Raw genomic sequence first — 12,471 nt, 5'->3', positions numbered from 1 at the left:
AGCGACAGTCGTAGCTGATTGTCGCGGAGCAGCGAGAGGGGAAGAGCAGGATTGCGCCGGCGTTACGGTTGCCTGAATCGCTTCCTATAGGCCGAAGGTGTCAGTCCGACTACGCGCTGGAAGCGAGCGCGGAACGTGATGGCGGAGTCGAAGCCGGATGCTGAGGCCACCTGATCGACGCTGGCGTCGCTAGTCTCCAGTAACTCCTGGGCGCGGCGGATGCGTTGCCGGATCAGCCACTGGATGGGCGTGGTCCCCGTTTGGTCATGAAAGCGGCGCGCGAAGGTCCGCGGCGTCATCCTCGCCCTGGCCGCGAGCGTGGGGACGTCGATGGGCTTGTGAAGATTTTTGAGCATCCAGTCGCAGAGCGGAGAGAGGCTCGACGCATTGTCGACCACCGGCTGCCGGATGAACGCGGCCTGTCCGCCATCGCGATGGAGCGGCGCGACCGCGAGCCTTGCCGCCTGCACGGCCATTGCCTGGCCATAATCACGCCCGACCAGATGCAGGCACATGTCCAGCCCCGCCGAGCTGCCTGCCGACGTTACGATGTTGCCCTCGTCGACGAACAGGACATCCGTGTCCACCGTGAGGGCGGGATAACGTCGTGCCAGTTCTCCCGCCGCCGCCCAGTGCGTTGTCGCGCGATGGCCATCCAGCAGTCCTGCTTCGGCGAGCACGAAAGCACCGGTGCAGATCGATGCCACCTGTGCACCGCCCTCGAGCGCGTTCCTTAACGTCCTGGAGGCACCTGAGGAGATTCGCCGATCGATATCTTCCACGCCGGGCACAATGATGCGATCCGCGGCTAGTGCGTCTTCCAGCTTCCACGGCGCCCGGATATCGAAATGCCCGCCGGCATCCACCCGCGTCGTTTCGCCGCATACCATCACGCGGTATGCGGGCTTGCCATGGGCAAGCACCACGCGAGAGAACACATCGCAGGCGATGCCGAGGTCGAATGGCACGACGCCTTGAAGGGCCAGCACGGCGACGGTTATCAAAGCATCTCCCTGGATAGTACCGGCAACGTTCTACATTGTACGCAGCGGCTCAGACGCCCATCCACCCCCCAGCGCCCGGAACAGGTCCACCTGGGCGTTGGCGATGCGTTCCTCTGCATCCGCGACCTGCGCTTGCGCGTCAGCGAATGTGCGCTCCGCATCGAGCAGGGCGAGGCTGTCGCTGCGTCCCTCGCGCTGTTGTGCGCGGACAATGCGTGCGGCGCGATCGGCTTGCTCGCGCGCGGCAGCGAGGGCGGTGCGCTGGTCGACGGCACGGGCATAGTTCGATAGTGCGGTTTCCGTCTCGGCCAACGCCTGAAGCACGCTGCCATCGAATGTCGCAAGCGCGCCCGCGCTGTCTGCCTCGGCGGCCGAGATGCGCGCTCGGATGCGTTCCTGATTCGGGAACGACCACGAGATGCTAGGTCCCGCGAGCCATCGAAGCGGGCCGGCCCCGAAGAAGTCCCCTGCGCCGAACCCTGTCGATCCGATCGTCGCGCCAAACGATATGCGCGGATACAGGTCGGCCGTCGCTACGCCGATCCGTGCGGTCGCGGCGGCCAGTCTCCGCTCCGCGGCGCGGACATCGGGCCGCCGGGCGAGCATCGATCGGCCGTCGCCGACGGGAATGGGCATATCGAGTGTCGGTAAAGCATTGAGGTCTGCTGCGTCGGCGGGCAACTCTCCCGGCGCGCGACCGGTCAGGACGGCGAGCCGGAAGAGCGCCGCCTGCCGCTCGGCCGCGATGACGGGGATGTTCGAATGTCGCTGTTCCCGTAGCGCGGCGATTCGGGCGGTATCCAGCGATGTCGCCATTCCCGCTCTCTCGCGCCCGCTCATGACGCGCAGTGAGCGATCCAGTAGCGCGACGATCCGCTGCGCAACGGCAAGACGCTGCGCAGCACCGGCCGCGTTGAGGTACGCGCGCGTAGTGTCCGCCACGATGGCGACCTTGACGGCATCCCGGTCGGCTTGCGCGGCTTCGAAGTCGCCGCGTGCGGATTCGACCCCACGCCTCACCCGGCCGAACAGATCGATTTCATAGGCGATGCCAAAGCCCGCGTCGACGAGCGTGTGTTGACGATCCTGTCCGGGTAGCGCCTGGACGGCCGCCTGTCTCTGGCGGCTGGCCGTCGCATCGAATTCCGTGCCCGGATAGCGATCCGCGCCGGCATCGCGCAACATCGCACGCGCGCGTTCCAACCGGGCGACGGCAACCCGGACATCGATGTTCGCAGCTAACGCGTCTTCGATCAGTCGATCGAGGACGGGGTCGCGATAGAGTCGCCACCAGTCGTCACGGGCTGGGTTCTGGTCATAGAGAGAAGGCGCATCGCCGGCGGTGAAGGCGCCCTCGGCGTTAACCGGCACGGCTGGGGAAACATAGTCGGGACCGACGGCGCATCCGGTCAGGGCAAGGGCGAGCAGGCAGAGCAGTGGCTTGAGTTGTTTCATGGATGCACCTCAATCGGCATGCTGCACTGGCGTGGGCACCGCTATCCGGCGGCTGGGGGACAGACGTGCGCCAAGGGCGCGGCATACGACGTAGAAGGTCGGCGTATAGAGCAGCCCGAATCCGGTGACACCCAGCATGCCAAAGAACACCGCGGTCCCCAACGCCTGCCGAAGCTCGGCGCCGGCACCCTTGGCAACCAGCAATGGCACCGCGCCGAGAATGAATGCGAAGCTCGTCATGAGGATTGGCCGGAGGCGCGTTTGCGCCGCACGTACGGCTGCGGCAACGGGTGTCAGGCCCTCCTGTTCTTCCGCCTGGCGGGCAAACTCGACGACCAGGATTGCATTTTTGGCCGCAAGGGCGATCAGTACCACGAGGCCAATCTGTGTCAGCACGTTGTTGTCCATGCCGCAGAGCTGGATGCCGATCATCGCCGCAAGCAGACACATCGGAACGATCAGGATGATGGCCAGCGGGAGCGTCAGGCTTTCGTACTGCGCGGCCAGCACGAGAAACACCAGCACGACAGCGAGCGCGAAGACGAGCGCAGCCGTGTTGCCGGCGATCTTCTGCTGATACGCGATGCCCGTCCATTCTGTGCCGTACCCGGCCGGAAGCGTCTCCGTGGCCAGGCGCTCCATGGTGGCGAGTGAGCGTCCGGTGGAGGAACCGGGCGCGGTGTCGCCGTCGACCTCTACCGCGGGGAACAGGTTGTAGCGGACAACGCGATATGGTCCCGTTTCGTCATGGAACGTGGCAACCGAGCCGACGGGCACCATCGCGCCTGCCGACGACCGTGTCTTGAGGTTGGCAATATCGGCCGTGGTGGCGCGATGCGCCTGGTCGGCCTGCGCCGTGACGCGGAACGTGCGGCCGAGCAGATTGAAATCGTTCACGTAGGCCGATCCGAGATAGATCTGAAGCGCTTCGAACACACGCTCTGATGACACGCCCAGCATCTCGGCCTTGCGCCGGTCGATATCCGCGAAGATCCGCGGCGTCAGCGTATTGAAGAAGGTGTACACCTGCGACAGGCCCGCGGTTGCATTGGCTTTTGCGATGAGTTTTCCGGTTTCGCTGCCGAGCTCCTGATAGCCGTGGTCGCTGCGATCCTGCACCATCATCCGATAGCCGCCCGCAGAGCCAATGCCATCGATCAACGGGGGCGGAATGACCATGACACGCGCGCCATCGATATCCGAGGTGACTTTTCGCGCTTCCGCGAGAATGGCATCGGCATGACGCTCCCGCTCCTCGAATGGCTTGAGGGGGATAAACGCCGTGGCAGCGTTCGGTGAGTTGGTATTCGAGGCCGCATCGTAGCCGGGGAGCATGATCGTGCCCCGCACGCCCTCGATCGTCAGGAGCCGACGCGACACGTCCTGCAGCACGGCGTCCGTCCGGGACAGCGACGCCCCTGGCGGCAATTGCACCACCGTGATCAGATAGCTCTGGTCCTGCGGCGGAACGAAGCCGGTCGGTGTCACCCAGAACAGCCCGAGGGTGGCCATGATGAGCGCGCAATAGGACAACATGACCCGCCTGGGCCGGGCGACCATCCATGCGGTCAGCCGTCCGTATGCGGCGCTGAAGGTGTCGAAGCATCGGTTGAACGCATCGCCCGCACGGTGCAGCGCGCGGACAACCCGGTGATCGGCGCCCTTTGTCTCATGGGTGCGCAGCAGCTGCGCCGCGAGAGCGGGCGACAGTGTGAGCGAGAGGATCAGCGAGATGATCGTCGCGCCCGATATGGTCAATGCGAACTGCTTGTAGAACGCGCCTGACAGGCCGTTGAGGAATAGCGTGGGAATGAACACCGCGCAAAGGACCAGCACGATGGCGACCAATGCGACCGAAACTTCGTCCATTGATCTGCGCGCGGCCTCGAGCGGACTGAGCCCGAGCGCGAGATTGCGCTCGACGTTCTCGACCACCACGATAGCGTCATCGACAACGATGCCGATGGCGAGCACAAGGCCGAACAGGGACAAACTGTTGAGACTGTAGCCGGCGACAGCGAGGAGGGCGAAAGTGCCGATGAGCGACACCGGGATCGCCACGACGGGAATGATTGCCGCGCGCCAGCGTTGCAGGAAGAGGAAGATGACAAGCACCACGAGCGCCGCCGCCTCCAGCAGGGTGTTACGGACTGCGGCGATAGATTGCGCGATGAACTTTGTGGAATTCCACATGATGCGGTATTCGAGCCCATGGGGAAACGACTTCGCGGCCTCCTGCATCACGCGCTCGACGGTTTCCCCCGTCTCGAGGGCGTTCGTGCCCGGTCGCTGGAAGATGCCGATCATGATTGACGCCTTGCCGGAGAGATAGGCATTCGTGCTGTAGTCCGCGGCGCCAAGCTCGACGCGGGCTACATCTCGCACTCGAATTTGCCGGCCATCCGCGTCGGTCCGGACGATGACGTCGGCGAACTGGTTCGGTTCGGAGAATCGGCCTTGCGTACGCACGTTCAGCTGGAACGCATCGGCGGATGCGCTCGGTGGTTGTCCGAGCGCGCCGGCGGCGACCTGTACGTTCTGCGCGCGCAGCGCGGCCACGACCTCGCCGGCGGTCAGGTTGAGCGAGGCTGCCCGGTCCGGGTCGATCCATACACGCATCGCGAATTCGCGGCTGCCGAAGATGATGGCGTCTCCGACGCCATCGATCCGGCTGAGCCGGTCGCGTACCTGCGTGAGGGCGTAGTTCGAGATGTAATCCTGATCGAAGATGCCATCCGGCGACACGAGGTTTACCGCCATCAGCGCGCTAGGCGCCGTCTTGCGGGTGGTGACACCGAGGCGCTGCACGGCTTCGGGCAATCGCGGTGTCGCGGTGGCGACGCGGTTCTGCACGAGCATTTGCGCCGCGTCGAGGTTGGTGCCGACCTTGAATGTCACAGAGATCGCTACCTTGCCGTCGCCAGTCGATTGGCTCGAGATGTAGAGCATGTTGTCGACGCCATTGATCTCCTGCTCGATCGGCGCCGCGACGGTTTCTGCCACGGTCTCCGCCGAAGCGCCGGGATATGTCGCGGACACGACAACAGTCGGTGGAATGATGTCCGGATACTGGGAGACCGGTAGTCGGAAGTAGGCGATGGCGCCGACAATGGTAATCACGACCGCCAGGACTGCGGCAAAGATCGGCCGTGTAATGAAGAAGCGCGACAGGCGCATGGGTGCTTTCCTAGGGAAATGGCCAATCAGGCCGCCATCAGGATGCGAACGTGGCTTCGCCGGATATCGCCGGGGCCGGCGCGGGACGAGCGGGCGCCGCGGGCTCGATGCGTGTCGGCTTCGTCAGTACCTTGCTGCCCGGGGTCGCCATCTGGATACCGCCGACAACGACGGCGTCGCTCGGGGCAAGACCCGACCGCACGATGCGGAGGCCGTCGACCACGGGGCCCAGTACGACGGGTTTGGCTTCCACAATGCCTGCCTTCGTCACCGTCAGCACGACCTTGCGCGCCTGGTCAGTCTGGATAGCAGCGTCTGGAACGAGCAGGGCTGTCGTGGTGCCGCTGCTGGCCAGACGCATGTTGCCGAACATGCCGGGTGTCAGGAACAGATCTCGGTTGGGCACGACCGCGCGGAGCCGGATGGTCCCCGACCGTGGATCGAGACCGTTGTCGGTAAAGTCGAGCGCGCCGTGCCAGCGGTAATCCGCTTCGTCTTGAAGGCGGACTTCAATCGCTGACGTCTTTGCGCCATCTTGTTTTGCGCGTAGGGCCTTGAGGTAGAGCGCTTCGGACGCCTCGAACACGAAGTAGATTGGGTCGAGAGCGTTGATCGTCGTCAGCAGGGTGCCGCTTGTGCCTTCGCCGGTGGCGACGAGGTTGCCCGGGTCAACGCGCCGGTACGACACCCTGCCGGCGATCGGCGCGCGGACTTCGGTGAAATCCAGTTCCAGCAAGCGCGCGCTGACGCGCGCTTGCGCTGCAGCGACGGCGGCAATGCCGGCCTGAACGCGTGCGTGGAGGCGGTCGAGCTCGCTTTTGGAGACGGCCTCGTCGCCGACCAGATTGTCTGCGCGTTGTGCATCCGCGCGGGCCAATGCGAGTTCGCTGCGCGCGCTAGCCAGGTTGGCGTTGGCTTCGGCAAGGGCGGCCGCGAATGGCCGTCGGTCGATGGTGAACAGCAGTTCGCCGCGGCGCACGGTCGCGCCGTCCGTGAAGTGCACCGCCACGATCTGCCCTGAAACCCGAGGGCGAATGTCTACCGTGCGACTGGGTTCGAATCGGCCGATGTAGGTGTCCCATTCGTTGATTTGCCGTGAGAGTGGGATCGACGTCGACACCGTCGGGGGCGTCATCGCCGCGTTGGCGACGGGGGCCTTTCTAACGGATGCGAGAAAGGCAATGCCCAGGAGAGCCAGGGCGATGCCAGCCGTTCCTGCCGTTCGCCACAGTGACGTGCGTGGCCGGGAGCCCGATACGGCGTGTTCATCAAGTTTGGTGTGAGTGTTCATCCAATCGTCGATCGATGGTTGCCAGGTCGATCCGCATTTTCACCACCGTGCGGCTAACGGAGAAAGGACGAACTTCCCTCGTTTCTGGTCATGCGATGGCTGTGGCAGTAAATGATCGTAAATAGTCATTTCTGCCACTCACGTCCTGGTCCGAGTGCGCGATATAAAGCTACGGTTTCGATTCTTCAGACCGGGGGCTTTACGCTATGCAGTCGCCGTCCATACTTCGTCATCTCGAAATCGCCTCCGTGATCGAGGGCACCACGCTTGTTCTTCTGCTTGGCATCGCCGTGCCGTTGAAGCATCTGGGCGGGTGGCCGATCGGCGTACAGATTCTGGGCCCGTTGCATGGCCTCGCGCTGTTGATTTACCTGTGGATCGCTATACAGGCCGTCTCCGGCGCGGGGTGGCCGCGCGGCGAATTGCTACGGGTGTTTCTGCTCGCGGTGCTCCCGCTTGGCGGCTTCTTCAACGCGACATTCATTGCCCGCAAGATCGTCACGATAGAAAAGGGGCAGGCCCAATGAGTGCCTTCGCGCTATACCCCTGGATCAAGGCGTTACATGTCGCCGCGTCGCTGATGTTTACCGCAGGCGTGATAGCCGTGGCGGCGTTTCTGTGGGCCGCTGGCAAAGCCGCGGCAGACGTCGCGTCGATGGCGGGCGTGCTTCGTCGATGGGACAGGGCGGTCACCACACCATCGATGCTGCTCGTGGTGGTACTGGGGTTCGTTCTCGTTCGATCTGGCGGCTGGTTTGGCGCGCCGTGGCTACATGGAAAGCTTGCCATTGCGCTGCTCGTCGCCGCCGCGCATGGGATGCAGGTCGCAAGACTTCGCCGGTTGGCAGGCGGCGCCGAGGCGACGCGTTGGCGGCTGGGTCCGTGGCTGGTCGCGGGATTCGCATGCATTGCCATGTTGGCCGTGGCAAAGCCAGCATGAGCAGAGCCCGTGTCGAGTATGAACCCTTCGCTCGCGCTTCGGCATATCGGCTTTTTCGTTTATCCAGGCTTTCAAATACAGGACCTCGGCGGTCCGCTCGCGGCCTTCGAATTGGCGGGGTCCGGCGCCGGCGCGCCGCCATACCGTTGCCACGTGGTGTCCCATGCCGGCGGAGACGTTGCCAGCTCCGGCGGTTTGCGGATCATGACTTCGTTGATGCCATCTACGCTGGATACGCTGCTCGTCGTGGGCGGGGAGGTGTCCGACGATCCGGCCACGTTGCCCGCCATCGACGCACATCTTGCGACCGCGCTCCAGAACGGTACGCGGCGCATCGGCAGCGTTTGCACGGGGGCGTTCATTCTGGCCAGGGCGGGGCTGCTCGAGGGGCGTCGCGCGACGACGCACTGGAAGCACTCGCGTCAGTTGCAACGGATGTTCCCCGGCACCCGAGTGGAATCGGACCGCATTTACATCAAGGACGGCAATATCTGGACGTCGGCCGGGGTGACCGCGGGCATCGACCTTGCGCTCGCGCTCATCGAGGAGGACCTTGGCCACGCCGAGTCCCTGTCGGTGGCCCGCCACCTCGTGGTCTATCACCGTCGGCCGGGTGGGCAGTCTCAATTTTCCGCGCTGGCGGACATGGAACCGGAGTCGGACAGGATGCGGGAGGTACTGAGCTATATGCGCGAGAACCTCAATGCGTCCTTGTCTACGGAAACGCTGGCGTCGATTGCCTGCCTCAGTCCGCGCCAGTTCGGACGAACGTTTCTCGCCGAAACCGGCGAGACCCCCGCGAAGGCTGTCGAGCGGCTGCGCGTCGAGGTGGCGCGTCACCGCGTGGAGCGGAGTGCCGAACCGATTGAAAAGATCGCCGAGGCAGTGGGATTCGCGGACCCTGAGCGCATGCGCAGGGCATTCATCCGAATCACGGGACATCCACCGCAGAGTCTGCGACGGATGGCGGACTAATGCTTGGCATCACCAAAGGAGCAACAATGATCTCTCACCTCAAGCCAGTACCGACCAGCGAGTACGAAGCGGTAATCGACGCTGCGCAAGGCTATGTGGACGGATACCGGACCGGCGACATCGCAGCGATCGAGCGCGCGTTTCATAAGGAGTCGATCATGTGGGGCTACAGTGGCAACGAACTCATTCAGGGCGCCGCTGTGCCAACCTTCGCCAGCTTCTTCGGATCGCTCGGTGGCTCGCCTGAGGTCCGCAGTCGCGTGGATATCTTGGCTATTGATCCCACGGTCGCGGTCGTGCGTGTGGACATGGAGAATGACGTTATCGGCGCGAGTTTCCATGACTATCTGTCTCTTCTCAAGATTGACGGTCAATGGAAGATTATCTCGAAGGTCTTCCAGCGTTATTCGTGAACGGGTGCCAGCGCCTGATCCATCCGACTGTGGGGACGATGGCTGGTCGAGCACGGCAACTGACCGCTATGCGAGCTGGCATGCCTCTTCGAACGTCAGCCGCGGGTCGCGCGGATGAAGCTTCGGATCGTCGCCATACTCGAGCGTGCAGATGAAATTCGCCTTCCACGTGGTCCCGTTGAAAAACGCCGCGTCAAGCAGGGCGTTGTGGAAGCCGGACATGGGACAGACATCGAGGCCCAGCCCGCGTGCCGCTAGCATGAGATAGGCGCCCGTCAGGGAACTGCTGCGGTACGCGATGGACTCGGCAAACGCGGCATCGGCGTCGAACATCGGCTTGACGTTCATGCGAGGGAACAATCGGGGCGCGTCGTCGAAGAAGCGTTCGTCCTGCGCGACGATCACGGTCACCGGCGCCTCCTCGACCTGGCGACGGTTGCTGCCCATCCCTTCCAGCGCGGGATAGAGCTTCCGGCGTCCCGCCTCGGAGCGAACGAAGACGAGGCGCGCGGGTTGGAGGTTACCGCTTGTGGGTCCCCACTTGATCAGCTCGTAGAGGTGACGCAATGTGTCGTCGGCCACCATGCGGTCGGTCCAGTGATGATGGGATCTTGCGTCCGTGAACAGTTGTGCAAGGGTGGAAGGGGACAGTGGTTGGCGGGCGGACATGACTGGTCTCCTTACATTTTGCCGATTCGGCCTTCCCGAAGCAGGCGGCGGCCAATGGCGTCGATATGATCCTCGCCGATGCGCAGCGCGGATGGCGAGGTGTGCACGGAGTAATAGCCGAGGGACAGCGGGAATTCGTGCGGCACGGCGGAGCCGAGAATGAACTGCGTATCGGTGAGGGCTTCGAAGTCCACCTTCCAATGCGACCGTTCAAAGGCGATCAGTTCTTCCGCATACAGCGCCTCACCGTTAGCGAGCAACTGTCCTTCGGCCGGCGATACCCACAGGACAGTTTGTCCGGGTGGCGGCTGATAAGTCCAACGCTCTCCGGCCTTCAGCGTCACGGCAAGCACGTTCATCGGCGACGGCGCGGCGATGGCGCTATGCGCATGGCCGTAGCTGCCCAGCAACACACGCGCCGGTCCCTCGCCGGCGATATCGCCGGTCCCCTGAAACGCTGCAACCGTGGGGCCGAGCTCGAGGTTCGGCGGCAGCGCCACCCAGAGTTGGTATCCGCGCACGCGGCCGTGATCGGAGTCGCCCACGCTGCCACCGTGCCACATGCCCTTGCCTGCCTGCATCCATTCGATGCCACCGCTGGGCAATACCACCGTATTGCCATCGGGATCGATGAGGTCCATGCGTCCGTCGATCAGGAACGACAGCGTGGCGATACCCGAATGAGGATGCAGCGGCCCGACGAATGGCGGCCCCTGCATGTCGAAGAAATCCAGAAACACGAAAGGCTTCAGGAACTGCCCCAGGTCCGACGGGCTCATCAGGCGAACCGCCGGTCCATTCTTTCGGCCATGCGTGCGATGCGCGATGGCACGGCGTTGTACGTGGTGCGCTTCAGCGGTGAGTGACATGATGGCGATCTCCTTACGCTGCAAGGCGCGCGGTCTTTAGCGCGGTGCTCCACCACAGCAGGTCGTCCACCATCGCGGTGGCGTGCTCGTCCTTTGCCTTAAGGGTGGCGGCAATCTGCTCCGTGTTGCCCTGGAAGTGGGCAAACACGGCATCGACGGGCAGGTGAACCGCATGCCGGATCGGGGCCATCTGCAGTTCGATGGAAATCTCGCGCAACTGTTGGACCGCACGCGCGCCGCCCACGCTGCCCCAGCTCACGAAGCCGATCGGCTTCCGTTGCCACTCGGCATACACCCAGTCCAGTGCATTCTTCAGGACGGCCGGCGGTGCGAAGTTGTACTCGGGTGTCGCGACGATAAAGGCGTCGGACGTACCGATGGCCTCGGTCCATCGCCGCACAGCCTCGTGGTCGTATGGCGGGCGGCCCGGGATGCCGGGCAGCATGGCGCTATCGAAGAACGGCAGCCCGAAGTCGCGAAGGTCGAGGAGGCGCGCCGAAACGCCTTCACGCCGATCCAGATGCGCCTTGATCCAACGCGCCGGTGCGTCGGAGAAGCGATGCTCGCGGGTGCTGCCGATGATTACGGATACGTTGGTCATGCTGGGCTCCTTTGGTTGGCATGTGGCGCTGCGGTGCGCCTGGAGCCCAATGTATGAAAATGCTCTCTACGGAAAAATCCGGCACAATGAGATGCACTCGTGCATTTTTGTGGGTAATCCAATGGATCTCAACGATATCGCGCTCTTCGTCCATGTCGTCAGGGCAGGCAGCTTCGCGGAAGCGGGCCGGCGGCTGGGCATGCCGCCGAGTACTGCAAGCCGCCGTGTGCAGTCGCTGGAAGCGGCGCTGGGCACGCGGTTGATGCAGCGCACGACGCGGCGGCTGGCACTCACGGACGCAGGCCGTAACTTCTTTGCCGAATCCGCGGATCGGATCGATGCGCTGATGCGCGCGGCGGGGCGGGTGGCCGAGGACGCCAACGACATTGCGGGGCGGGTACGCGTAGCCGTACCAGCGGACTTCTTCGAGTGGTTTCCAGCCGATGCGCTTGCGAAATTCGCCGCGGCGAATCCTCGCGTGCGCTTCGAGTTCGAACTCAACGACGCGCGAGTGGACCTGCTCGGTGACGGCATCGATGTCGCGCTACGCGGGGGCGATCAGGATCCCTCGCTGTTCGCGCGCAAGCTCGGAACGAGTTCGGCCATCCTCGTGGCGAGCCCGGACTACCTCGCGCGGCGTGGACGTCCGGCCGAGCTTCGGGATCTTGCAAAGCATGATTGCATTACGTCGCCCTCGCGCGGGGGGCCGCGCACCACATGGCGGCTCGGTGCGCGGGGCAGGGCCATGTCTTCGGTGGAAGTCGATGGGCCGTTCCAGGCGAACACTTCGTCCGCGCAGCTCGCCGGGGCGATGGCTGGCATGGGAATCGCGTTGCTGCCTGCCGCTCTGACCGTGCCGCTCGTCGAGAGCGGGCGCCTGCGCCGGGTGCTACCCGAGTTCTCCTCCGGCGTCATCGGTGTCCATCTGGTCTATCACAGCCGTCGTCAATTGCCGCGGGCCGTATCGGCCTTCATCGAGTTTGCGGCCAGCACCATCACGGCCCGCGGACTGATACAGCCGGACCGCGCGCCGTCGCCCCATCGGAAACGAGCCGGAGTGGCGGCGAAGTAATCCGC

The 12,471-nt window shown here is 64.2% G+C and carries 12 protein-coding genes; 5 read left to right on the top strand and 7 right to left on the bottom strand.

Going from position 1 to position 12,471, the window contains the following annotated elements; all coding sequences use genetic code 11:
• Positions 1 to 62: 62 nt before the first annotated feature.
• From KHP16_RS14530 to KHP16_RS14515, 4 genes are read right to left on the bottom strand one after another with little or no spacing between them, the layout of a single operon-like run.
• The gene (locus KHP16_RS14530) at positions 63 to 1,004 is read right to left on the bottom strand and encodes a GlxA family transcriptional regulator (protein ID WP_211960509.1); all 942 of its coding nucleotides are present in this window, start codon (positions 1,002 to 1,004) and stop codon (positions 63 to 65) included.
• A gap of 30 nt (positions 1,005 to 1,034) precedes the next feature.
• Positions 1,035 to 2,459 (bottom strand): efflux transporter outer membrane subunit, encoded by a 1,425-nt coding sequence (locus KHP16_RS14525; protein WP_211960508.1) that lies wholly within the window; start codon positions 2,457 to 2,459, stop codon positions 1,035 to 1,037.
• Between the two features lie 9 nt (positions 2,460 to 2,468).
• Positions 2,469 to 5,636 carry an efflux RND transporter permease subunit gene (locus KHP16_RS14520; RefSeq protein ID WP_211960507.1) on the bottom strand — a complete coding sequence of 1,056 codons (3,168 nt, stop codon included), beginning with the start codon at positions 5,634 to 5,636 and terminating at the stop codon, positions 2,469 to 2,471.
• A 37-nt stretch (positions 5,637 to 5,673) separates the two neighbouring features.
• The gene (locus tag KHP16_RS14515; RefSeq protein WP_211960506.1) at positions 5,674 to 6,927 is read right to left on the bottom strand and encodes an efflux RND transporter periplasmic adaptor subunit; all 1,254 of its coding nucleotides are present in this window, start codon (positions 6,925 to 6,927) and stop codon (positions 5,674 to 5,676) included.
• Between the two features lie 206 nt (positions 6,928 to 7,133).
• Between KHP16_RS14515 and KHP16_RS14510 the strand changes: the two genes are divergently transcribed.
• The 4 genes from KHP16_RS14510 to KHP16_RS14495 are packed head-to-tail and all read left to right on the top strand — an operon-like array spanning position 7,134 to position 9,255.
• Complete coding sequence (locus KHP16_RS14510) at positions 7,134 to 7,454, top strand: DUF3817 domain-containing protein (RefSeq protein WP_211960505.1); 321 nt, start codon at positions 7,134 to 7,136, stop codon at positions 7,452 to 7,454.
• Positions 7,451 to 7,867: a DUF2269 family protein gene (locus KHP16_RS14505; protein ID WP_109584201.1), complete on the top strand. Its 417-nt coding sequence runs from the start codon at positions 7,451 to 7,453 to the stop codon at positions 7,865 to 7,867. The genes KHP16_RS14510 and KHP16_RS14505 overlap by 4 nt, the downstream gene beginning before the upstream one ends.
• An 18-nt stretch (positions 7,868 to 7,885) precedes the next feature.
• Entirely contained in the window at positions 7,886 to 8,842 is a 957-nt protein-coding gene (locus KHP16_RS14500; RefSeq protein WP_109584202.1) for a GlxA family transcriptional regulator, read from the top strand.
• Positions 8,842 to 9,255: a nuclear transport factor 2 family protein gene (locus KHP16_RS14495; RefSeq protein ID WP_211960504.1), complete on the top strand. Its 414-nt coding sequence runs from the start codon at positions 8,842 to 8,844 to the stop codon at positions 9,253 to 9,255. Before KHP16_RS14500 ends, KHP16_RS14495 begins: the two co-directional genes overlap by 1 nt.
• A gap of 66 nt (positions 9,256 to 9,321) precedes the next feature.
• Here KHP16_RS14495 and KHP16_RS14490 read toward each other — a convergent pair whose 3' ends face one another.
• From KHP16_RS14490 to KHP16_RS14480, 3 genes are read right to left on the bottom strand one after another with little or no spacing between them, the layout of a single operon-like run.
• On the bottom strand, positions 9,322 to 9,924 hold the full coding sequence (locus KHP16_RS14490; RefSeq protein ID WP_211960503.1) for a malonic semialdehyde reductase: 603 nt from the start codon (positions 9,922 to 9,924) through the stop codon (positions 9,322 to 9,324).
• A gap of 11 nt (positions 9,925 to 9,935) precedes the next feature.
• On the bottom strand, positions 9,936 to 10,793 hold the full coding sequence (locus KHP16_RS14485; protein WP_211960502.1) for a pirin family protein: 858 nt from the start codon (positions 10,791 to 10,793) through the stop codon (positions 9,936 to 9,938).
• Between the two features lie 13 nt (positions 10,794 to 10,806).
• Positions 10,807 to 11,394: an NADPH-dependent FMN reductase gene (locus tag KHP16_RS14480; RefSeq protein WP_109584206.1), complete on the bottom strand. Its 588-nt coding sequence runs from the start codon at positions 11,392 to 11,394 to the stop codon at positions 10,807 to 10,809.
• Here KHP16_RS14480 and KHP16_RS14475 point away from each other — a divergent pair.
• On the top strand, positions 11,393 to 12,466 hold the full coding sequence (locus KHP16_RS14475) for a LysR family transcriptional regulator (RefSeq protein WP_244835806.1): 1,074 nt from the start codon (positions 11,393 to 11,395) through the stop codon (positions 12,464 to 12,466). The genes KHP16_RS14480 and KHP16_RS14475 overlap by 2 nt on opposite strands.
• Positions 12,467 to 12,471 lie beyond the last annotated feature (5 nt).

Origin of the sequence: Cupriavidus plantarum (assembly GCF_905397285.1) — a bacterium.
Classification (GTDB): Bacteria; Pseudomonadota; Gammaproteobacteria; order Burkholderiales; family Burkholderiaceae; genus Cupriavidus; species Cupriavidus plantarum.
This window is presented reverse-complemented; position numbering and strand designations above follow the sequence as displayed.

Excerpts from the sequence above, each read along its gene's own strand:
- KHP16_RS14490 (WP_211960503.1), bottom strand. The coding sequence starts at position 9,924 with ATGTCCGCCCGCCAACCACTGTCCCCTTCCACCCTTGCACAACTGTTC.
- KHP16_RS14485 (WP_211960502.1), bottom strand. The coding sequence starts at position 10,793 with ATGTCACTCACCGCTGAAGCGCACCACGTACAACGCCGTGCCATCGCG.
- KHP16_RS14525 (WP_211960508.1), bottom strand. The coding sequence starts at position 2,459 with ATGAAACAACTCAAGCCACTGCTCTGCCTGCTCGCCCTTGCCCTGACC.
- KHP16_RS14495 (WP_211960504.1), top strand. The coding sequence starts at position 8,842 with ATGCTTGGCATCACCAAAGGAGCAACAATGATCTCTCACCTCAAGCCA.
- KHP16_RS14475 (WP_244835806.1), top strand. The coding sequence starts at position 11,393 with ATGCTGGGCTCCTTTGGTTGGCATGTGGCGCTGCGGTGCGCCTGGAGC.
- KHP16_RS14515 (WP_211960506.1), bottom strand. The coding sequence starts at position 6,927 with ATGAACACTCACACCAAACTTGATGAACACGCCGTATCGGGCTCCCGG.
- KHP16_RS14510 (WP_211960505.1), top strand. The coding sequence starts at position 7,134 with ATGCAGTCGCCGTCCATACTTCGTCATCTCGAAATCGCCTCCGTGATC.
- KHP16_RS14480 (WP_109584206.1), bottom strand. The coding sequence starts at position 11,394 with ATGACCAACGTATCCGTAATCATCGGCAGCACCCGCGAGCATCGCTTC.
- KHP16_RS14520 (WP_211960507.1), bottom strand. The coding sequence starts at position 5,636 with ATGCGCCTGTCGCGCTTCTTCATTACACGGCCGATCTTTGCCGCAGTC.
- KHP16_RS14505 (WP_109584201.1), top strand. The coding sequence starts at position 7,451 with ATGAGTGCCTTCGCGCTATACCCCTGGATCAAGGCGTTACATGTCGCC.
- KHP16_RS14500 (WP_109584202.1), top strand. The coding sequence starts at position 7,886 with ATGAACCCTTCGCTCGCGCTTCGGCATATCGGCTTTTTCGTTTATCCA.